Source organism: Oceanimonas sp. AH20CE76, from assembly GCF_039654065.1.
Taxonomy (GTDB): domain Bacteria; phylum Pseudomonadota; class Gammaproteobacteria; order Enterobacterales; family Aeromonadaceae; genus Oceanimonas; species Oceanimonas smirnovii.
The window spans coordinates 430250-449907 of the sequence record NZ_CP155481.1; the positions used below are offsets into that span (position 1 = coordinate 430250).

The following is a 19658-nucleotide window of genomic DNA, read 5'->3' on the forward strand; positions in this document are numbered from 1 at the left end:
GGGAGAGCGGTGCAATGAATGCCATATTCCTGATGTTGGTTGGGCTGGGTGCCATGGCGCTCGGCTATTTTGTGTATTCGAAGTTTGTGGCCGAAAAAATATTTCGGCTGGATCCCGGCTTTCGGACGCCGGCGCACGAGTTTGAGGACGGCATAGATTATGTGCCCACCAACAAATTTGTGCTTTGGGGTCACCATTTCACCTCGGTAGCTGGGGCGGCACCCATAGTGGGGCCGGCTATTGCGGTGATCTGGGGCTGGGTGCCGGCCTTTTTGTGGGTGGTGTTTGGTACCATCTTTTTTGCCGGCGTGCACGATGCGGGGGCTATCTGGGCCAGTAACCGCAACAAGGCCAAATCGGTGGGCGCGCTCACCGGTGATGTGGTGGGCAAGCGCGCCCGCAGCATCTTTATGATCGTCATCTTCCTGGTGCTGTTGATGGTTAACGCCGTATTTGCGGTGGTGATCGCCGGTCTGCTGACCAAGTTCCAGACCTCTGTGGTGCCGGTATGGGGGGCCATTGTGGTGGCACTGATTATCGGTCAGCTTATTTACCGCAAAATGATTGGTCTGATCACTGTTTCCATTGTGGGCGTGATTGCGCTTTATGCCCTGATCTGGGTAGGGCCTTCCATGCCGCTGGCGCTGCCCGAGATGTTTATGGGCCTGACCGACAAGGCTCAGTGGATTATTCTGCTGTTTGTGTATGCCGCCATTGCCTCGTTGCTGCCGGTATGGATGCTGCTGCAACCCCGCGACTACATTAACGGTCTGCAGCTGTTTGTGGGCCTGGGTCTGCTTTATGGTGCCGTATTGCTGTCGGCTCCGGATGTGGTGGCCCCGGCCTTTAATGACAATGTGCCGGAAGGCACGCCCTCGCTGCTGCCACTGTTGTTTGTGACCATTGCCTGTGGTGCTATCTCCGGCTTTCATGGTCTGGTGTCGTCCGGCACCACCTCCAAACAGCTCGACAAGGAAACCGACCTGCGCTTTGTGGGCTATTTCGGCGCTATCGGTGAAGGATGCCTGGCACTGGCCGCGATCATTGCCGCCACCGCCGGTTTTGCGACGCTCGCCGACTGGCAGGCCGTGTACAGCGGCTTTGGTCAGGGCGGGGTGGCCGCTTTTGTGCAGGGCGGAGCCAATATTCTGAGCAATGGCCTGGGCTTTGACATCGAGCTGTCGCAAACCATTCTCACGGTAATGGCGGTGTTGTTTGCCGGCACCACCATGGACACCGGCCTGCGGCTGCAGCGCTATATTTTCCAGGAGTGGGGCAGCATCTATAACATCAACTGGATGCAGAAAGCGGCCCCGGCCACCCTGTTGGCGGTAGCTTCCTGCCTGTTGCTGGCCTTTGGCTCCGGTGGCGACGGCTCCGGCGGCTTGCTGATCTGGCCGTTGTTCGGCACCACCAACCAGCTGCTGGCGGGTCTGACCCTGCTGGTGATCACTGTGATGCTGGCGCGTCTGGGCCGGCCCATGTATGTGACCCTGATCCCGCTGCTGTTCCTGCTGGTAATGACAGTTCTGGCACTGTTGATCCAGCTTAAGGACTTCTATGCACAGGCCAACTGGTTCCTGTTTACTCTTGATCTGGTAGTGCTGGCGGCGGCCATTCTGGTGGCGCTGGAGTGTGGCTCTACCCTGAACAAGCTGCGCAGTGGCAAAGCTGAAAGCGCCGAGAACAAGTCGTGAAAATCAAGCGGGTGCTGGCCTGGATAGACAAGGCCAGCCGGTATGCGGAAGAAGTCTATAACGCGCCCTACCGGGCGGCCATTGCCCGGGCCCGGCGCGAGGAAGACGATCTCTTTATGCTGCTGGTATTCTCGGAGATGATGGGCGTGCCGAATCCGGCCTCCTATTACACCCTGGAACTGCAGCCCCTGCTGCTGGAGCGGTTTCACGACTGGCACCAGCGCATGGGCATGGAGCACTCGCCGCTGGATCACTTTCGCTGCTGCTGAGTTCTGCGAATAAAGTTGCGTTGGGATGCGTTTTACGAATCCCAACATTTCGCACAACGGGCCGGCTTTGATGCCGGCTTTATTGTCTGGAGAGATTACATGTTACTGACCGACAAGCGGGTGTTGCTGGTGGGCGGCAAGGGCGGCGTGGGCAAGACCACTGTGTCGTCGTCCCTGGCACTATTGGCGGCCCGCCGGGGAAAGCGCTGCCTGCTGGTGTCCACCGATCCCGCTCACAGCCTGGCCGATGCCTTTGGCCGGGAAATTGGCGATACCATTACCCGGCTGGCCCCCAATCTAGACGCTCTGGAGTTGGATCCGGATCATGAAGTGGAGCAGCACCTGGCCCGGGTGCTGGCGCAGCTTAAACGCTTTACCCGGCCCGAGATGTACGGCGAGGTGGAGCGACAGATGCGCCTTACCCGCCAATCGCCGGGGGCCCAGGAAGCGGCACTGCTGGAGCGTATGGCCAGAGTGATGGAAGACAGTCAGCAGACCCACGACCTGGTGATTTTCGATACGGCACCCACCGGCCACACCCTGCGCCTGCTCAGTTTGCCCGAGGCCATGGCCGCCTGGACTCAAGGGATGCTCAAAAGCAACCAGCGCTCGGAAAAACTGGGCGAGGTGCTGGACCATTTAACCCCGGGCAAGGACGTGGACAGCCCTTTTGGCGATCCGCGGGCTCACGAAACCGCCGGTATGGACGAACGCACCAAATCCATTACCGAAACGCTGCTGGCGCGTCAGCGGCTGTTTCAGCGCACTCGCCGGTTGCTGACCAACGGCCAGCAGACTGCACTGTTGTTTGTGCTCACTCCCGAAAAGCTGCCGATACTGGAAACCGAACGGGCGGTAACAGCACTGCGGGAAGAAAAATTGCCCCTGGCCGGCCTGGTGGTGAACCGCATTCTGCCTGATGAAGCTGACGGTGCTTTTCTGGCACAACGTCGAAGCCAGGAAAAAACACATCTGGCTGAGATAGAGCGAACCTTTGCCGGTCTGAATCGCTATCCGTTATATCTGCAGCCCACGGATATTCAGGGGCTGGACGGCCTGGGTGATATGGCCACCCGGCTGGAGCAGGCCGGGCTGTAAGTGTCTTAATTCAATTTACAGCCGAATCCTCCCTTGAGTAGAATTTGGCCGAGGGTTTTCTGATATTGAACGGAGAAATATGACAACGGCGAAGCAGGGCGACGACAATAACGATGTGGGTACCCGCCTCAAGGCGGTGCGCCTGATGCGCAATATTTCCCAGCGGGAGCTGGCCAAACGCACCGGCGTGACCCACTCCAGCCTGTCGCTGATTGAGCAGGGCAAGGTCAGCCCGTCGGTCAGCTCGCTGAAAAAGATCCTCGACGGCATTCCCATGACGGTGGGTGAGTTTTTTACTCTGGATCTGCAAAACACCGATCAGATCTTTTTCAGTCCCGACGAGCTGCAGGACGTGGGCAGCGGTAATCTGTCTTTGAAACTGGTGGGCTATAACCGCAAGAACCGGGCCATGTCATTTATTGTGGAAACCTACCCGCCTGGCGTGGACACCGGCCACGACATGATGGCCTACCACGGCGAGGAAGCCGGCGTGGTGATTGAAGGGGAAATCGAAATTACCATAGGTGCTCAGCACCGGCTGCTGAAGGCCGGCGACAGCTATTACTTCTCCACCACTCAACCCCACCGTTTTCGCAATATCAGCGATCAGCCCTGCCGTATCGTCAGTTGCTCCACTCCGGCCAAGCATTTCTGAGTTTTAGCGAGGGTAATACCCTCGCCACCCCATCATTTGTTTTATTTTTGTTTATAAAAAGTTAACTTCTGGTGTGACTCAGATCACGTCAAATGTCCCTTAAGGGACATGTCGGCCACTTTCCGTCTGCCTCTATGATGAAGCGTCAACGGACAGACAAGGAAGAGGCTATGGAGAAAATACTGACCCCCCGCATGGAGCAACTGCCCATCGGCTGGACCAGGCTTGCAATATTGACCGGTCTGTTTCTGCTGGTGTTAGCACTCGGTGCGGGCAAGACTGAAGGCGAGTTCGGGCTCTTTGCCCTGGTGCCCACCCTGGTGGTGCTGGGGCTGGCGCTGATGACCCGGCGCACGCTGGAGCCGCTGCTGGCCGGTGCCCTGACGGGCTTTGCCCTGGTGGAGCCACAGCGGACGCTGCACAACTTTGTGGCCAGCACCCTGGAGGTGATGCAGGGGCCCATTATGGGCTGGCTTATTCTGGTGTGCGGCCTGCTCGGTAGTCTGATTGCCCTGCTGCAATTTTCCGGTGCGACTCTGGCCTTCAGCGACAGTCTGGGCAAATACGTCAAGCGTCGCTCTCATGCCCTGATGGCCAGTTGGCTGCTGGGCATTGCCATTTTTATTGATGACTACCTCAATGCTCTGACCGTCAGCACCGCCATGCGCAAGCTGTCGGACAAGCTGAAAATCTCCCGGGACATGCTGGCCTATGTAGTGGACTCCACTTCGGCACCGGTGTGCCTGCTGATCCCGTTTTCCACCTGGGTAATTTATCTCGCCGGCCTGATTGAAGCCAATGGCCTGGTGCCCGAAGGGCAAGGCTTCAATTATTACCTGAGCCTGTTGCCCTACCTGGTGTATCCCTGGGTGGCCCTGCTGCTGGTGCCCCTGGTGGCTTTTGGCGTGATGCCGCTGCTTGGCACCATGAAGCAGGCAGAGCGTGACTGCCTGGCAGGCAACAGCGAGGCTATCGAACAGGACGAGCCGGGCCATCGCCAGCCGCCGCGACTGGTGAACTTCATGCTGCCGGTGCTGACCCTGCTGCTGGCCACCTGGTATTTCAATATTGATGCGCTGATGGGCGTGGGCTGCGCCCTGGTGGTATCGCTGGTGCTGTACCGGCTGCAGGGGCTGGCCAGTCTGCCCCGGCTGTTTGATGAAATTATTCAGGGCATGGCCACCATGTTGCTGCCGCTGGGCATCGTGTTTGCGGCCTTTGTACTGCAGGCAGTCAACGAGAAGCTGGGGCTGGCGCCTTATCTGATCGACACCATCACCCCCTATATGAATGCCCAGTGGCTGCCGGCGCTGAGCTTTCTGGTGCTGGCCGGGCTGACCTTTGCCACTGGCTCCTTCTGGGGTGTGTATGCCATCGCCTTTCCCATCATGATCCCCCTGGCGCAGGCTCTGGACGCCAATATGGCGCTGACCCTGGGGGCCGTGGTGTCGGCGGGGGCCTTTGGCAGCCATGCCTGCTTTTTTGGGGATTCCACCGTGATCTCCGCCCGCGGCTGCGGCATCAGCCCGATGCAACATGCCCTCAGCCAGCTGCCCTATACCCTGATTGCCGCTGCCGTCACCACGGTAGTGCTGTGGCTGCTGGCCTGATTTGAAACAAGGAGAACAAGATGAAACGAACCGGATTCGCCTTTCACGAACACTGCCTGTGGCACGATGCTGGCCCCTGCTCGGTGTTTGATCGCCCCGGTGGCTTTGTGCAGCCCGCCGCCGCCGCGGAGCACCCGGAAACCAAGCGCCGGTTGCGCAACCTGCTGGCGGTGAGTGGCCTGCTGGAGCAGCTGACCCCGGTGCACGCCGAGCCGGCCACCCGGGAAGATTTGCTGCGCTTTCATACCGGACGATACATTGACGAGCTGAGCGCCATGAGCGAACAGGGCTTCGGTGATGCCGGCCAGTATGCGCCCTTTCGTCAGGATGCCTTTCCCATTGCCTGCCGCTCGGCCGGCCTGGCCATAGCCACGGTGGCGGCGGTGCTCAGGGGCGAAGTCGACAACGGCTACTGCCTGTCGCGCCCGCCCGGGCATCACGCTGAAGCGGATCGGGGCATGGGATTTTGCCTGCTGGGCAATATTCCCATCGCTATTCGGGCGGCCCAGGCAAAGGGGCTGGTGCGCCGGGTCGCGGTGATTGACTGGGATGTGCACCATGGCAACGGCACTCAGCAGGCGTTTTATGAGGATGCCGAGGTGCTGACCATCTCCCTGCATCACGACAACAACTATCCCATTGACTCGGGCAGTGCAGACGAGCGGGGCAGTGGGGCCGGCTTTGGTTATAACCTCAACGTACCGCTGCCGGCCGGATCCGGCATTGGCACCTATTTGGCGGCCATGGATCAACTGGTGATCCCGGCATTGGATCGTTTTCAGCCCGAGTTGATCGTGGTGGCCTGTGGCTTTGATGCCAGCGCCATGGATCCGCTCGGCTGCATGCTGCTTAATGCTGATGCCTTTGGCCAGCTCACCGCCAGGGTGATGGCCGCCGCCGATCGCCTGTGCCGAGGCCGGCTGGTGATGGTGCATGAAGGAGGCTATTCGGAAGGCTATGTGCCCTTCTGTGGCCACCGGGTGATCGAAACCCTGAGCCGAAGCGACATTCATGTGCCCGATCCGGCGGGAGGGGATATTGCCCGTTGGGGCCAGCAGGAGCTGCAGCCTCATCAGGCAGCGCTGATCGAAAGCCTGCAGCCATTATTGCAGGATATTCACGGATGATGACCAGGCCCTGACCTGGTGCAAAAACTGGTCAGGGCCTGTTTGGAATGTTACATTTTATTCACCGTTTTATTGATCGGTGAATATGGCGTTCATGCAAAAGGATATTGCACCCACTTCTCTTGAACCCCTGGCGCAACTGTTGTCACAAGTTGATTGCAAGGGGTTTCTTCCTGAGCTTCAGGCTTGCCTGGAAAGCTATTTTGCCGGTATCGATCTGGTGCTATGCCGGTTTCACCGCCTGCGCAGCCCCGAAATACTGTTGCATAATCTGAACCACCAACAAGAAGCGAAAACTCTGCATCCTTACTGTGCCGGCATGTATCAGCTCGATCCTTTTTACCAGTACTGGCTGAACCACCCGACTACCGGCGTATTTCGTCTGGATGACATAGCTCCTTCGGAATTCCGGCGCAGCGAGTATTTTCTGACCTACTACACCGGACTGGGCCTGCATGACGAGCTGATGTGTTTTTTCTCACCCAACACGAATACCACCCTGGCTTTTTCCTTTGGCTTTTATCAGCCTCAGCCGCACCCTGACGGTCGCCTGCTGAGCGAAAAAATGGCCTACCTGTTCCCCCTGTTGCAGGCGCTGCTGGAAAAGCACCACTGGCAGCCTGCGGGTGACGATGGGGCGGGCTCTGAAGAGTTTATGGATGAACGTCTGAGCGAACGTGAGCAGCAGGTGGCACGGCTGTTTTTGCAAGGGCACAGTGCCCCGGCTATTGCCGACCTGCTGTGCATCAGTCCGGGCACGGTAAAAAATCACCGCAAGAATATTTATGGCAAGCTCGCCATTAACAGTCAGGCCGAGCTGTTTCAGCTGTTTTTACGGCAGCTGGGTGTGGAGTAAAAAGAAAGGGCGCCTTCCGGCGCCCTTGGTGTTTTTCGGTCTGCTGGTGCTTCAAGTCACGGTCAGCCCGCCCCGAACTCTATCCAGGTGGTTTTCAGCTGGCTGTATTCGGCCAGGGAGTGCAGCGACTTGTCGCGGCCGTTGCCGGATTGCTTATAGCCGCCAAAAGGCACCGTCATGTCGCCGCCGGCATAGTTGTTGACGAACACCTGGCCCGACTCCAGCCGCCGGGCTGTGGTCAGGGCGCGGTCCAGGTTTTGGGTCCAGACCGCCGCCGCCAGGCCGTAAGGGGATTCGTTGGCAATGGCCACTGCTTCGTCGGCACTGTCAAAGCCAATCACCGCCAGCACAGGGCCGAAGATTTCTTCCCGTGCCAGGGCCATACCGTTGTCTACCTTGTCAAATACGGTGGGGGCAAAATACAGGCCGCCATTGATGCTCACCGGCTCGCCGCCGGTGAGCAGGCGCGCGCCCTGTTTGTGTGCCGCCGCCACATGGCCGGCAATGCCGTCGAGCTGGGTGGCATCGACGATAGCCCCCATGGCGGTGGCCGGATCCAACGGGTTGCCGGGTTGCCAGTCGGCGGCGTGGTGCAGGATGCGCTCTATCAGCTCGTCCTTGATGGCGTTTTCCACCAGCAGCCGGGATCCGGCGATGCACACCTCGCCCTGGTTGTAGAAAATGGCCTGGGCCGCCTGTTGCGCCACGCGATCCAGGTTGCCGGCGTCGGCAAACACGATATTGGCGCTCTTGCCGCCGCACTCCATAAAGGTGCGCTTCATGTTGGATTCACCCGCATACTGGGTCAGCAGCTTGCCCACGCCGGTGGAGCCGGTAAAGGCCAGGGCGTTCACGTCCATATGCAGGGCCAGGGCCTTGCCCACGGTGTGACCGTAGCCGGGCAGCACCTGCAGTACACCGGCGGGCAGACCGGCGTCATGGGCCAGGGCCGCCAGTCGCAGGGCGCTGAGCGGAGACTTCTCCGAGGGCTTTAAAATCACGGTATTGCCGGCGGCCAGGGCCGGGGCGATTTTCCAGCAGGCCATCATCAGCGGAAAGTTCCAGGGCACGATGGCGGCCACCACCCCCAAGGGTTCCCGGGTCACCAGCCCCAGGCTGCTGGCGGCGGTGGGGGCGATTTCGCCATATACCTTGTCGATGGCCTCGGCATTCCAGCGGAGGCAGCGCACTGCCGCGGGCAGGTCCACTTCCAGGCTGTTGGAGATGGGCTTGCCCATGTCCAGGGTTTCCAGCAGCGCCAGCTCCTCGGCGTGCTGCTCTACCAGATTGGCGAACTGCAGCAGAATGCGCTTGCGCTCGGCCGGGGCCAGGCCGGCCCAGTGGGGCAGGGCGGTGCGCGCGTGGGCCACCGCCAGGTTGGCGTCCTGCTCGTCGCAGCTGGCCACCTCGGCCAGTGGCTGTCCGGTGGCGGGGTTGTGGCTGGCAAAGTGTTCGCCGGAAATAGCGTCGCAGTAACGGCCGTTGATAAAGGCGCGGCCCTCGGGCCGCAGTCCTTCACTTAAGGCTTGCCAGTGGGCAAGAGAATGTTGCGTCATGGTCGCCTCCTCAGCTCATAATGCCCAGCTGGCGGGCGGTGGCGTCCAGGCTCTCGCGGGCCAGGCGCACCAGCTCGTCGATTTCGGGCTTGGTGATCACCAGGGGCGGAGACACCACCATGGTTTCGCCCACGGAGCGCATTACGATGCCGGTGTTAAAGCAGTTGTCCCGGCAGCGGCCGCCGATGCCTGGTTCAAAGCGCGCCAGGCTGGTCTTGTCGGCCACCAGCTCCAGGGCACCCAGCAACCCCAGGCTGCGGGCCTCGCCCACCAGCGGGTGATCCGCCAGGCTGGCCCAGCGCTCGGCAAAATAGGGCGCGGCCACCTCGCGTACGTGTTCCAGCACGCCGCCTTCTTCCATCAGCTCCAGGTTGCGCAGGGCCACGGCGGCGCAGGCCGGGTGACCGGAGTAGGTAAAGCCGTGGTAGAACTCACCGCCCTGTTCGATCAGGGTTTCGGCCACCCGATCACCCACCAGCACGCCGCCGATGGGCAGGTAGCCGGAAGACAGTCCTTTGGCGATGGGCATAAGATCGGGCTTGATGTTGAAATGCTGGCTGCCGAACCACTGACCCAGCCGGCCAAAGCCGCAGATCACTTCGTCGGCGATCAGCAGAATGCCGTAGTGATCGCAAATACGCTGCACTTCTGGCCAGTAGCTCTCGGGCGGAATGATCACGCCGCCGGCACCCTGCACCGGCTCGGCAATAAAGGCCGCCACCCGGTCTACCCCCAGCTCCTTGATCTTCTGCTCCAGCGACCGCGCCGCCAGCAGGCCGAATGCTTCCGGGCTCATTTCCCGGCCTTCGCCGAACCAGTAGGGCTGAGCGATGTGCTCCACGTCCGCCAGCATGGGGCCGCCCTGCTCGTGCATGGGGGCCATACCGCCCAGACTGGCACCGGCCACGGTGGAGCCGTGGTAGCCGTTGCGCCGGCCGATGATCACGGTTTTTTCCGGCTGGCCCTTGAGCTGCCAGTAGCGGCGCACCATGCGCACGACCGTGTCGTTGGACTCGGAACCGGAGCCGGTAAAGAACACGTGGTTGATGTGCTCGGGGGCCAGCTCGGTGAGCTTTTTGGCCAGTTTGATCGCCGGCGGGTGGGCGGTCTTGAAGAAGTTGTTGTAGTAGGGCAGCTCGGTCATCTGGGTGGCGGCGGCGTCCACCAGCTCCTGGCGGCCATAGCCCAGATTCACGCACCACAGGCCGGCCATGGCATCGAGAATACGGTTGCCTTCGGAATCAATAATATAAATGCCTTCAGCACCGGTAATTATGCGGCTGTTGCTGCCCAGATCCTTGGTGTCGGTAAAGGGGTGCAGGTGGTGCTGGCCGTCCTGTTTGCGCAGGTCTTGAGTGTTGTACTGATGCATGATGGTGTCCTTTTTCTTCATGTTGTTCAGGCGTTGACGCGCTGGCGGTAGTTCGCGCAGGCCGCGCCAAAGGCGGTAAAAATGGCGGCATAGAGCGGGTGTTCGTCGGTGCGCCACTCCGGGTGCCACTGCACGCCCAGGGCAAAAGGCAGGGTGGGATCGCTGATGGCTTCCACCAGGCCGTCCGGGGCAAGGGCCTCGGCCAGCAGGCCTTCGCCCAGGCGGTCGATGCCCTGCTGGTGCAATGAGTTCACCTCGAAGTTCAGCTCACCGGTGAGCCGGTGCAGCAGGCCGTCCGGGTTCAGACTGAGGGCATGAGCCGGCTCGTAATGCGAGTTCACTCCGCCGCTGTCCGGCTCGCGGTGATCCATCAGGCCGGGCAGTTCCTGCAGCGGTTGGCGCAGGCTGCCGCCCCAGGCCACGTTCATTTCCTGCAGGCCGCGGCAGATGCCGAGCAGCGGCAGTTGCAGCCGGCGGGCGGCACGGATCAGCGACAGTGCGGATCCGTCCCGATCGGGATCCAGCCGGCAGTCCACATGCTCCTGATCGGCGGCGTAATGGCGCGGATCCACATTGCTGTAGCTGCCGGTGAGGCAAAGGCCGTCGAGGCGCTCCAGGATCCCTTCGTTCAGGCCCTCGGCCAGGGCCGGCAGCAGCACCACTTCCACCTTCGCCGAATGGCGCAGGGCGTCCACGTACTTGTTCACCACCATGTGGCACTGGTGCCCTTCAATCTGCCGCTGACAGGCGGTGACGCCGATCAGAGGCTTGTGCATTATTCTTTCCATGCGTTCACCTGCTCAAACCAGTTGGTTTATATATTCAACGGCCCTGTGTGCCGAATCCATAACGGCATGGAAGCACGGTAACTGCACGAAATCCAGTGATTAACGGCCTAAAAAAGCAGCTTTGGTTTAATTTATGTGACGTAGTTAACTCTTTTTTACAAAGTTTTAACTTTTGTGGTGCTCGAGTGATTGTCTTGTTGTGTTCATTATCCTATAACAAATGACATTCTGGATGGTTATTAAAACGCAACATGGAGGTCACCATGAGTGACAGGGGCATGCAAGAGGCCCGGGAGTTTCTGGAACGAAACCCGGATATTAATTCCATCGATCTGATGATCGGCGACATCAACGGGGTGATCCGCGGCAAGCGCATTCCCCGGGACAGCCTGCTCAAGGCCTACGAGGAAGGGGTCTGCCTGCCGGCCTCGCTGTTTGCCCTCGACATTAACGGCAATACCATTGAGGAAACCGGACTGGGGCTGGATCAGGGCGAGGGTGACCGGCTGTGCTTTCCGGTGCCCGGCACCCTGAGCCGGGTGCCCTGGCAGGACAGACCCTGTGCCCAGCTGCTGATGAGCATGTATGAAAACGATCATAGTCCCTTTGTGTACGATCCTCGTCATGTGCTGCAGCGGGTGCTGGATCGCTTTTCCGCGCTGGGCCTGACGCCGGTGGTGGCGGTGGAAACCGAGTTTTATGTGATCGACCGGGAGCGCGACGACGAGCACCAGCTGCAGCCGCCGGTGTCGCCGGTGAGTGGCAAGCGGGATCGTCAGTGTCAGGTGTATTCGCTGTCGGATCTGGATGACTATTGTGATTTTCTCGAAAGCATTCAGCAGTCGGCCATGACTCAGAACCTGCCGGTGGACACCGCCATTGCCGAGTGTGCCCCGGGCCAGTTTGAAATCAACCTCAAGCACAGACCCGATGCCATGCAGGCCTGCGACGAGGCGGTGTTGCTCAAGCGGCTGATCAAGGGGGTTGCTGCCCGCCACAGTATGGAAGCCACCTTTATGGCCAAGCCCTACAACCAGGAGGCAGGCAGCGGCACCCATATTCATGTGAGCCTTATCGATAGCGAGGGCAACAACCGCTTCTGCAGCCACGACGACAACCCATTGGGCAATGATCTGTTGCAACAGGCGGTGGCCGGTGTGCTGGCGCTGATGCCCGAGTCGATGGTGGTGTTTGCCCCCAATGCCAACAGCTACCGCCGTTTTCAGCCCGGCTTTTACGTGCCCATGAGCCAGACCTGGGGTGCCGACAACCGCACCGTGGCGGTACGCATTCCCGGCGGCAACCCCGCCGCCCGCCGCCTGGAACACCGCGTGGCCGGTGCCGATGTCAATCCCTACCTGCTGGTGGCCAGTATTCTGGCCGGCATTCACCATGGCCTGACCCACCGGCTGAGCGCCCCCGAGCCCGTCACCGGCAACGCCTATGCCAGCCATCTCCCCAGCCTGCCCAACAGCTGGATCCAGGCACTGGACCAGTGGCAGCAAAACGAGATCCTGCCGGAATACCTGGGGCAGGAGTTTTGCCGGGTGTACCACGCCAACCGCTACGGCGAGCGACAACTGTTTATGCGCCACGTCAGCTCTCAGGAGTATGACTGGTACCTGCGTTCGGTCTGACAGGAGAAGCCCCATGGAAGGATGTAATGTTCGTCGCTGGCTGACGTCGCTGCTGGCCCTTGTTTTACTGCTGCCCGGGTTGGCCCGGGCTGAAGGCCCCACCCTGGAGGCGCCGGCCCTGGTGCTGAAGGGCATTCCCTTTGAGGTGACGGTGAGTGGTGCCGCCGACCAGCCGCTGTGGCTGGTGCAGGGGGATCGTCGTCATGCCCTGATGCCGGTGGACGGCGAAGCAACCATAGAGCTGGTGACCGGTGCCGACAGCCTGGCGCTCAGCCTGCAGAATGAGGCCGGCACCGTGCTGGCCGCAACGGCCAGTCCGGCCATTGCGGCCTGGCTGTCGGTGGTGCCGGCGCTGCTGGCCATTGTGCTGGCACTGGCGTTCCGGCAGGTGATACTGGCGCTGTTTGTGGCCATCTGCTGCGGCGGCTGGCTGGGTTATGGTCTGGCCGGCGACAAGCTGCTTAACAGCGTGCTCGACTCGGTGAACGTGCACGTGCTGGCCGCCGCCAGCGACTCAGAGCACATGTCGGTGGTGCTGTTCTGTCTGCTGATCGGCGGTATGGTGGGCATTATCTCGCGCAACGGCGGTACCGTGGGCATTGCCCGGCACATTACCCGCTTTGTGCGCGGCCGGCGCAGCGCCCAGACCACCACGGGTTTGCTGGGTACCGCCATTTTCTTTGATGACTACGCCAATGCGCTGATTGTCGGCAATACCATGCGTAACATTACCGACCGGCTGCGCATCTCCCGGGAAAAGCTGGCCTACCTGGTGGACTCCACCGCCGCACCCGTGTCCGCCATTTTGCTGGTGACCACCTGGATTGGCTTTCAGGTGGGGCTGATTGACGAGGCGCTGAGTCTGGTAGACGGCTTTGACGGCTCCGCCTACGGCGTGTTTATGGCGTCCATCAGTTACAGCTTCTACCCGATACTGGCGCTGGTATTCGTGTTTATGATCAGCATCACCGGTCGCGATTTCGGCCCCATGCTCAGGGCCGAGCAGAGAGCGGTTCGCCTGCAAGCAGAGACGGACGATGAACTGACCGACCGGGAAGCGATTGCCGAGGAAGCCAGCATCGATGCCAAGCCGGGCATTCCTCACCGCGCCCTGAACGCCATTATTCCCATGACGGTACTGGTGGTGACCACTCTTGGGGGTATCTGGTACACCGGCCTGAGTGAGCTGGGTTTTCCCGCCGAGGCCAGCCTGCGGGAGGTGTTCGGTAACAGCGACTCCTTTACCGCCATGATGTGGGGCTCACTGCTCAGTACCCTGGTGGCACTGGTGATGACCCGTATTCAGGGCTTGCTGAGCATGGACGAGGCCGCCCATTACTGGTTTGAAGGGGTGAAGTCGATGCTGCTGCCCATCACCATTCTGATGATGGCCTGGGCGTTGTCGTCGGTGAACGAAACCCTGAACACCAGCGACTACCTGGTGAGCGTGCTCAGCGACAGCCTGCAGCCGGAGCTGATTCCGGTGAGCGTGTTTGTGCTGTCGGCCTTTACCGCCTTTGCCACCGGCTCATCCTGGGGGGTGATGGGTATCATGATGCCGCTGGTGGTGCCTCTGGCCTGGGCGGTGCTGCAGCACCACGGCCTGGCCGGTGATCCTGAAGCCATGCACCTGTTCTACGCCTCGGTGGCGGCGGTGCTGGCGGGGGCGGTCTGGGGCGACCATTGTTCGCCCTTGGCCGAGACCACGCTGTTGGCGGCCATGGCCTCGGGCTGCGGTCTGGTGGAGCATGTGCGTACTCAGCTGCCCTATGCGCTGTTTGTGGGGGTGATTGCCACCCTGCTCGGTGTGGTGCCCGTGGCCTACGGCATGCCCTGGTGGCTGGGCATCGTACTCTGCACCCTGGCCATGGCCGCCGGCCTGCGGCTGCTGGGCAAGCGGGCCGATGCGGAAGAAGTAGAGCTGGAAGCTGTGGAAACGGTTGAGGCTGTGAAAACACCGTCCTGAGGCTGAGTGCTATCGAAGCACCAGCAGGGTTGCGCTTCGCCGACACGCCACAAGTGCGACATTTTGCCGCACTTGTGGCGTTTTTATTCGTGCTACCATGGCGCTTTGTTTGTGTGTTGTTCCGCCGCCATGACCAGACCCCTTTCCGCCACTCTGCCATTGCTCGATCTGAATCGCGTGCTGCGTTTCAGCCTGTACAGCCGTTGGGTGTTTGTGGCTGTGCTGGGCACCAGCACTTTGGTGTTTTATCTGCTGCAACTCGGCTTGCCGCTGCTGCCGCTGGCATTGGCGGCGGCGGGTATGGCCGGGCTGAATCTCTGGCTGGCTCAGGCCGGGCAGAAAGGACGACCGGCGCAGAGGCTGCTGCAACAAGGTCTGCTGCTGGATGTGCTGGCGCTGGGACTGGTGCTGGGGCTGACCGGTGGTGCCAGCAACCCGCTGGCGGTGCTGTTTTTGCTGCCGCTGGTGATGGCTGCACTGGTGTGTTCAGCGCGCTTTGCCTGGGGGCTTACGGGTATTGCCACCGCCTTTTATCTGCTGCTGTTTTTCTGGCATGTGCCGCTGCCGGCGGGGGAGCACGCTGGTCACGGCGACCACGAGGCCCTGTTCAATCTGCATCTGGCAGGCATGTGGCTGACCTTTGCTTTGTCAGCTGGCTTGATCACCACCTGTGTATCCTGGCTGGTGCGTATTCTCGGCGAGCGGGAGCGGCGGCTCAATCAGGCCTATCAGCGTCAGGACACCGACGAGCGGCTGCTGGTGCTGGCGATGGAGGCGGCAAGCCTGACTCACCAGCTATCCACGCCTCTCAACAACCTGTTTCTGCTTAACGAAGAGCTGCGCGAGACTCCCGATCTGCCTGAAGAAGTGCAGGAAGATCTGCAACTGGCTCACACTCAGTTGCAGCAATGCGCCGATATTCTGAGCCGGCTTAAGTCTCAGAGTCAGGCAGAGCAAGAACCGGTACGGTTGTATCACACGCTTGGGGAGCGGCTGGCTCAGTGGCAGAATCTGCGACCGGAAGTGCGGGTAGACTGGCAGCGACCGGTAGCAGAACAGGACCCTAGGGTGCGGCTCAGCCCGTTGTTCTGGCCGGCGCTGTTTAATATTCTTAATAACGCCGCCGATGCCGGGGAAGGCCGTATTGAGCTGCATACGCATTTTCATCACAACGGCGACTGGGAGCTGGGCGTACATAACCGCAGCGGCGTGCTGAGCGAGGCCCAGTTGCGCCGGGCCGGACTGGATCAGTTTGATTCGGGTAAACCCGCCGGTCTCGGGCTCGGAGTCTGGCTGTCTCACGCGACTCTGTCGCGGCTGAACGGCCGGCTGGAACTCAGTAATCACGCCGAAGGCGGCGTCTATGCCCGCATTTTGCTGCCACTGGAGCCGAGCGCATGACAGACTTTTTGCTGGTGGATGACAACGAAACCTTTGCCCGCCTGTTGTGCCGGGGCTTTAAACGTCACGGGTTGAATCTGGAATGGGCGGCCACCGGCGACGAGGCGCTGGCGCTGCCGGCCCGCTTTCAGGGCATTTTGCTGGATCTGAACCTGAATGGCGAAAGCGGCCTGCAACTGCTGCCGGAGTTGGTGGCGGCTCAGCCTCGAGCGCGTATTGTGGTGCTCACCGGTTATGCCAGCATCAGTACCGCCATTGCTGCCATCAAACTGGGTGCGGTGCAGTACCTGCCCAAACCGGCAGAAATTGACGCCATTCTTGCCGCCTTTGAAGAAGATGATGCCGGGCAGACCGCGGGCCTGAGTATCGAGGAGGAATCCCCGTCGCTCAAACGTCATCAGTGGGAATATGTGCAGTTTGTATTGCAGCAGCACGATGGCAATATTTCGGCCACTGCCCGCGCCCTGGGCATGCACCGGCGTACTCTGCAGCGCATGCTGCAAAAGCACGCTGTCAGTCGTTAACCACTGCGACAATGTGCCGCATGGTGCAACGAGGCACTTTTTTCTACTATAAACGGGACTCATCTTTCACTACCCGTGCAACGGATTCCGGCGGTGCCAACCGGTGCCGCTCTTTTTTATTTTAAGGAGTGAAAACATGAAGCTAATGCGTAGTGCCCTTGCCTCTTTGTTGCTGCTGAGCGCCACTGGTGTTGTAGCTCACGAATATGAGCAGGGCGGCCTGCATATTGATCACCCGTGGAGTCGTCCGGCCCCGCCCATGGCGGTCAACGGCAGCGCCTATCTGGTGATAAATAACCATGGCAACACCGATGATGTGCTGCTGAGCGCCGAGAGTCCGGTATCCGAGCGAGTGGAGATCCATACCCATGTGATGGACGGTGACATGATGAAAATGCGCCAGCTCGACAATCTGCCGGTGCCGGCAGGTGAGGCTGTCACCCTGGCCCCGGGCGGCCATCACCTGATGCTGATGGGGCTGAAACAGGCACCCAAGGAAGGCGACCGCTTTCCTCTGACCCTGAACTTTGAGCAGGCCGGCGAGGTGGAAGTAGAAATATCCGTGGATGCGAATGCACCCGAGCCGGTGGAAATGGCCCACGATGAAGGGCATCACCACCACTAATAATAAAGGGGCCTGTATGGCCCCTTTATTATTGCAAAGGTGCTAACAAGGAGAGTAAAGGGAGCGGCTTCAGACGACTTTTTCCTTACCCCAGCAATTCCCGGTGCACTACCTTGATGCAGCTGTCTTCCACATATTCCAGCTCGGCCTCGGCGGCTGCCTCTGCCGCTGAGTGGCTGGTAATGCCTTCCTGCAGCCACAGGCATAGCGCTTCGTGCTCAATGGCTTCATCGGCAATATCAGCGGCATATTCGCCCCGGCGAAACACGTTCACCAGTTGCACCGGCTCATCCAGATCCTCCAGGCCCGAGACACAGGTCTCCCCCAGAATAACAGCACCGGCCAGCTGCGGATTAACCGGAAATACCCGGTAGCCTTGCTGTTGCAGATATTCCATTACCTGATAACTGGCCCGTTCGGGGCGGTTTGAGGCACCCACCACAGCAATATTGTGAGTGTTTGAAAGAATCGTTTTCAGTCGTTGCTGTTCAGATGCTTCCATGATGATTTCCTGCTGAGTTTAAAAAGGCAGTTATACCAGTTTGCCTGCCCGGTAATCCATCATCGCCTGTTCAATTTCTGCTTGTGTGTTCATCACAAAAGGGCCGTACTGCACTACGGGCTCATGAAGCGGCCGTCCTGCCAGCAGCAGTGCTCTGCCTCCGCTGCTGCCTGCCGTCAGTATAAGGTGGTCTCCTGCACTCAGAACAGCGCTTTGCCTTGCAGGCAAAGCCTGCTCATTGACCCTGATATCGCCTTCAAAGGCATATAACAGCGCGTTTAGCTCCTTTGTCAGGGGCAGTGTCAGCGGCTGTTCGGGAGCAAGATGAATATCGGCAATAAGCGGCTGAGTATGCTCGCTGCGGATGGGCCCTGTCCAGATTTGATCTGCCAGGCGCAGTTCTCCAGCCAGCAGCACCAGTTTGCCATTGTCTGCAAGGGGAATGCGCGGCAGCTGATCAGCAGGAATATCCTGGTAACGGGCCGGTTGCATTTTGAGTGCTGCCGGCAGATTGAGCCAGATTTGAAACCCCTGCATGCGACCGGCTTCCTGCTGGGGCATTTCTGAGTGGATTACCCCACGGCCAGCCGTCATCCATTGTAGGTCACCGGGACGCAGATGACCTTGGTTACCCATATGATCCCGGTGCAACATGTGCCCGTCCAGCATATAGGTAATGGTTTCAAACCCCCGATGCGGATGATCGGGAAAGCCGGCAATGTAGTCGGCGGCCTCATCAGAAACAAAGTGATCCATCATCAGAAAGGGATCCATGCGTTGATGCTGATGCTGCCCCAGTACCCGGCGCAGGCGCACACCGGCACCATCCTGAGTATCCAGCGGCGGATAAAGTGTGGTGATGGTTCTTGCTGTCATATAGGTCGCTCCTTACAAAAAACGCCCGGCCCGATCATGGGGTTGCCACCAGTCCTGTTGCGGCCCCGCCGAAATAATACCGCTGGGGTTAATGGTTGAGTGGCTGCAGAAATAGTGATGGCGAATATGATCCATATTGACGGTGTCAGCGATGCCCGTTTGCTGATAGAGGTCTCTTAATAAACCATAAAGATTGTGATAATCACTGATACGCCTGCGATCACACTTGAAGTGAGTGTGATAGACCGCATCAAAGCGAACCAGGGTAGTCCACAACCGAATGTCGGCTTCGGTAAGCCGGTTGCCCAGCAGCCAGCGCCGGGTGTTCAGGTGTTGTTCCAGCCGATCAAGCGTCGCGAACAGCGGCTCAATGGCCTCGTCGTAGGCGGCCTGACTGGTGGCAAAACCGGCCTTGTATACGCCGTTATTAACCGTATCGTAAATAGTGCTATTGAGCTGCTCTATTTGTTCCTGCAGCTCAGCCGGATAGTAGTTGCCGGCGTGGGCACCGACCTTGTCAAAGGCGCTGTTGAACATCCGTACTATATCTGCCGACTCGTTACTGACAATGGTCTGGCGTTGTTTGTCCCACAGAATGGGTACGGTCACCCGGCCCGAATAGTGCGGGTCAGCCTGTGTGTAAAGCTGGTGCAGGTAGTTGTGCCCGTAAAGCTGGTCGCCGGTGGTATCGTCAAAGCCGGTATCAAAGGTCCAGCCGTGCTCTTGCATTAACGGATGTACCACAGAGATGGTAATCAGATCCTCAAGGCCTTTGAGCTTGCGCATCATCAGGGTGCGGTGAGCCCAGGGGCAGGCGAGCGACACATAAAGATGGTAGCGGTCCGGCTCGGCAGCAAAACCGCCGTCACCTGTGGGGCCTGGGCTGCCATCGGCCGTCACCCAGTTGCGGTAGCGGCTTTCACTGCGCTCAAAGCGGCCTTTATTCTTGTCGGTGTTATACCAGACATCATGCCATACCCCTTCTATCAGCTTGCCCATGGCTTGCCTCCGTTAACGATAAACCTGGGTTCAGTATGGAAGCCGGTATGTCTTTCATAAAGCGGGAATATTCGAGCCGACTATTCAAAAAATGTGAATG

The 19658-nt window shown here is 59.7% G+C and carries 18 protein-coding genes; 12 read left to right on the top strand and 6 right to left on the bottom strand.

Going from position 1 to position 19658, the window contains the following annotated elements; genetic code table 11:
- Window positions 1-14 precede the first annotated feature (14 nt).
- From N2M06_RS02175 to N2M06_RS02205, 7 genes are all read left to right on the top strand, one after another.
- Window positions 15-1697, top strand: a complete 1683-nt coding sequence (locus N2M06_RS02175) for a carbon starvation protein A (RefSeq protein ID WP_019935125.1) — start codon at window positions 15-17, stop codon at window positions 1695-1697.
- Complete coding sequence (locus N2M06_RS02180; protein ID WP_019935124.1) at window positions 1694-1966, top strand: cory-CC-star protein; 273 nt, start codon at window positions 1694-1696, stop codon at window positions 1964-1966. The genes N2M06_RS02175 and N2M06_RS02180 overlap by 4 nt, the downstream gene beginning before the upstream one ends.
- A 99-nt stretch (window positions 1967-2065) precedes the next feature.
- On the top strand, window positions 2066-3064 hold the full coding sequence (locus N2M06_RS02185) for an ArsA family ATPase (protein WP_317074170.1): 999 nt from the start codon (window positions 2066-2068) through the stop codon (window positions 3062-3064).
- A gap of 79 nt (window positions 3065-3143) precedes the next feature.
- Window positions 3144-3719, top strand: a complete 576-nt coding sequence (locus tag N2M06_RS02190) for a cupin domain-containing protein (protein WP_019935122.1) — start codon at window positions 3144-3146, stop codon at window positions 3717-3719.
- A 170-nt stretch (window positions 3720-3889) separates the two neighbouring features.
- Complete coding sequence (locus N2M06_RS02195; protein WP_317074169.1) at window positions 3890-5329, top strand: Na+/H+ antiporter NhaC family protein; 1440 nt, start codon at window positions 3890-3892, stop codon at window positions 5327-5329.
- 20 nt (window positions 5330-5349) lie between these two features.
- Window positions 5350-6456: a class II histone deacetylase gene (locus N2M06_RS02200; RefSeq protein WP_346351456.1), complete on the top strand. Its 1107-nt coding sequence runs from the start codon at window positions 5350-5352 to the stop codon at window positions 6454-6456.
- Window positions 6457-6550: 94 nt separating this feature from the next.
- On the top strand, window positions 6551-7312 hold the full coding sequence (locus N2M06_RS02205; protein ID WP_346351457.1) for a helix-turn-helix transcriptional regulator: 762 nt from the start codon (window positions 6551-6553) through the stop codon (window positions 7310-7312).
- Between the two features lie 62 nt (window positions 7313-7374).
- On the opposite strand, the gene N2M06_RS02210 is transcribed toward N2M06_RS02205, so the two are convergent.
- Genes N2M06_RS02210 through N2M06_RS02220 form a run of 3 tightly spaced genes read right to left on the bottom strand, consistent with a single transcriptional unit; the run spans window position 7375 to window position 11016 of the window.
- A complete protein-coding gene (locus tag N2M06_RS02210) occupies window positions 7375-8868 on the bottom strand; it encodes an aldehyde dehydrogenase (protein WP_346351458.1) in 1494 nt (497 codons plus the stop codon).
- Between the two features lie 10 nt (window positions 8869-8878).
- Window positions 8879-10240 (bottom strand): aspartate aminotransferase family protein, encoded by a 1362-nt coding sequence (locus N2M06_RS02215; protein WP_317074165.1) that lies wholly within the window; start codon window positions 10238-10240, stop codon window positions 8879-8881.
- Window positions 10241-10266: 26 nt separating this feature from the next.
- A complete protein-coding gene (locus tag N2M06_RS02220; RefSeq protein ID WP_317074164.1) occupies window positions 10267-11016 on the bottom strand; it encodes a gamma-glutamyl-gamma-aminobutyrate hydrolase family protein in 750 nt (249 codons plus the stop codon).
- Window positions 11017-11291: 275 nt separating this feature from the next.
- On the opposite strand from N2M06_RS02220, the gene N2M06_RS02225 reads away from it, so the two are divergent.
- From N2M06_RS02225 to N2M06_RS02245, 5 genes are all read left to right on the top strand, one after another.
- Window positions 11292-12665: a glutamine synthetase family protein gene (locus N2M06_RS02225; RefSeq protein WP_346351459.1), complete on the top strand. Its 1374-nt coding sequence runs from the start codon at window positions 11292-11294 to the stop codon at window positions 12663-12665.
- 13 nt (window positions 12666-12678) lie between these two features.
- On the top strand, window positions 12679-14631 hold the full coding sequence (locus N2M06_RS02230; RefSeq protein WP_346351460.1) for a Na+/H+ antiporter NhaC family protein: 1953 nt from the start codon (window positions 12679-12681) through the stop codon (window positions 14629-14631).
- Window positions 14632-14760: 129 nt separating this feature from the next.
- Entirely contained in the window at window positions 14761-16032 is a 1272-nt protein-coding gene (locus N2M06_RS02235) for a histidine kinase dimerization/phospho-acceptor domain-containing protein (RefSeq protein ID WP_346351461.1), read from the top strand.
- Window positions 16029-16556 carry a response regulator gene (locus tag N2M06_RS02240; RefSeq protein ID WP_346351462.1) on the top strand — a complete coding sequence of 176 codons (528 nt, stop codon included), beginning with the start codon at window positions 16029-16031 and terminating at the stop codon, window positions 16554-16556. Before N2M06_RS02235 ends, N2M06_RS02240 begins: the two co-directional genes overlap by 4 nt.
- Window positions 16557-16692: 136 nt before the next feature.
- The gene (locus tag N2M06_RS02245) at window positions 16693-17181 is read left to right on the top strand and encodes a copper chaperone PCu(A)C (protein ID WP_346351463.1); all 489 of its coding nucleotides are present in this window, start codon (window positions 16693-16695) and stop codon (window positions 17179-17181) included.
- 85 nt (window positions 17182-17266) lie between these two features.
- Here N2M06_RS02245 and N2M06_RS02250 read toward each other — a convergent pair whose 3' ends face one another.
- The 3 genes from N2M06_RS02250 to N2M06_RS02260 are packed head-to-tail and all read right to left on the bottom strand — an operon-like array spanning window position 17267 to window position 19558.
- Complete coding sequence (locus tag N2M06_RS02250) at window positions 17267-17683, bottom strand: CoA-binding protein (RefSeq protein WP_019935110.1); 417 nt, start codon at window positions 17681-17683, stop codon at window positions 17267-17269.
- 30 nt (window positions 17684-17713) lie between these two features.
- Complete coding sequence (locus N2M06_RS02255) at window positions 17714-18559, bottom strand: pirin family protein (RefSeq protein WP_346351464.1); 846 nt, start codon at window positions 18557-18559, stop codon at window positions 17714-17716.
- A gap of 12 nt (window positions 18560-18571) precedes the next feature.
- Complete coding sequence (locus tag N2M06_RS02260; RefSeq protein ID WP_346351465.1) at window positions 18572-19558, bottom strand: glutathione S-transferase family protein; 987 nt, start codon at window positions 19556-19558, stop codon at window positions 18572-18574.
- Window positions 19559-19658: the final 100 nt, after the last annotated feature.

Coding starts and splice junctions, on each gene's coding strand:
- N2M06_RS02175 (WP_019935125.1), top strand. CDS start 15: ATGAATGCCATATTCCTGATGTTGGTTGGGCTGGGTGCCATGGCGCTC.
- N2M06_RS02185 (WP_317074170.1), top strand. CDS start 2,066: ATGTTACTGACCGACAAGCGGGTGTTGCTGGTGGGCGGCAAGGGCGGC.
- N2M06_RS02190 (WP_019935122.1), top strand. CDS start 3,144: ATGACAACGGCGAAGCAGGGCGACGACAATAACGATGTGGGTACCCGC.
- N2M06_RS02195 (WP_317074169.1), top strand. CDS start 3,890: ATGGAGAAAATACTGACCCCCCGCATGGAGCAACTGCCCATCGGCTGG.
- N2M06_RS02200 (WP_346351456.1), top strand. CDS start 5,350: ATGAAACGAACCGGATTCGCCTTTCACGAACACTGCCTGTGGCACGAT.
- N2M06_RS02205 (WP_346351457.1), top strand. CDS start 6,551: ATGCAAAAGGATATTGCACCCACTTCTCTTGAACCCCTGGCGCAACTG.
- N2M06_RS02210 (WP_346351458.1), bottom strand. CDS start 8,868: ATGACGCAACATTCTCTTGCCCACTGGCAAGCCTTAAGTGAAGGACTG.
- N2M06_RS02215 (WP_317074165.1), bottom strand. CDS start 10,240: ATGCATCAGTACAACACTCAAGACCTGCGCAAACAGGACGGCCAGCAC.
- N2M06_RS02220 (WP_317074164.1), bottom strand. CDS start 11,016: ATGCACAAGCCTCTGATCGGCGTCACCGCCTGTCAGCGGCAGATTGAA.
- N2M06_RS02225 (WP_346351459.1), top strand. CDS start 11,292: ATGAGTGACAGGGGCATGCAAGAGGCCCGGGAGTTTCTGGAACGAAAC.
- N2M06_RS02230 (WP_346351460.1), top strand. CDS start 12,679: ATGGAAGGATGTAATGTTCGTCGCTGGCTGACGTCGCTGCTGGCCCTT.
- N2M06_RS02235 (WP_346351461.1), top strand. CDS start 14,761: ATGACCAGACCCCTTTCCGCCACTCTGCCATTGCTCGATCTGAATCGC.
- N2M06_RS02240 (WP_346351462.1), top strand. CDS start 16,029: ATGACAGACTTTTTGCTGGTGGATGACAACGAAACCTTTGCCCGCCTG.
- N2M06_RS02245 (WP_346351463.1), top strand. CDS start 16,693: ATGAAGCTAATGCGTAGTGCCCTTGCCTCTTTGTTGCTGCTGAGCGCC.
- N2M06_RS02250 (WP_019935110.1), bottom strand. CDS start 17,683: ATGGAAGCATCTGAACAGCAACGACTGAAAACGATTCTTTCAAACACT.
- N2M06_RS02255 (WP_346351464.1), bottom strand. CDS start 18,559: ATGACAGCAAGAACCATCACCACACTTTATCCGCCGCTGGATACTCAG.
- N2M06_RS02260 (WP_346351465.1), bottom strand. CDS start 19,558: ATGGGCAAGCTGATAGAAGGGGTATGGCATGATGTCTGGTATAACACC.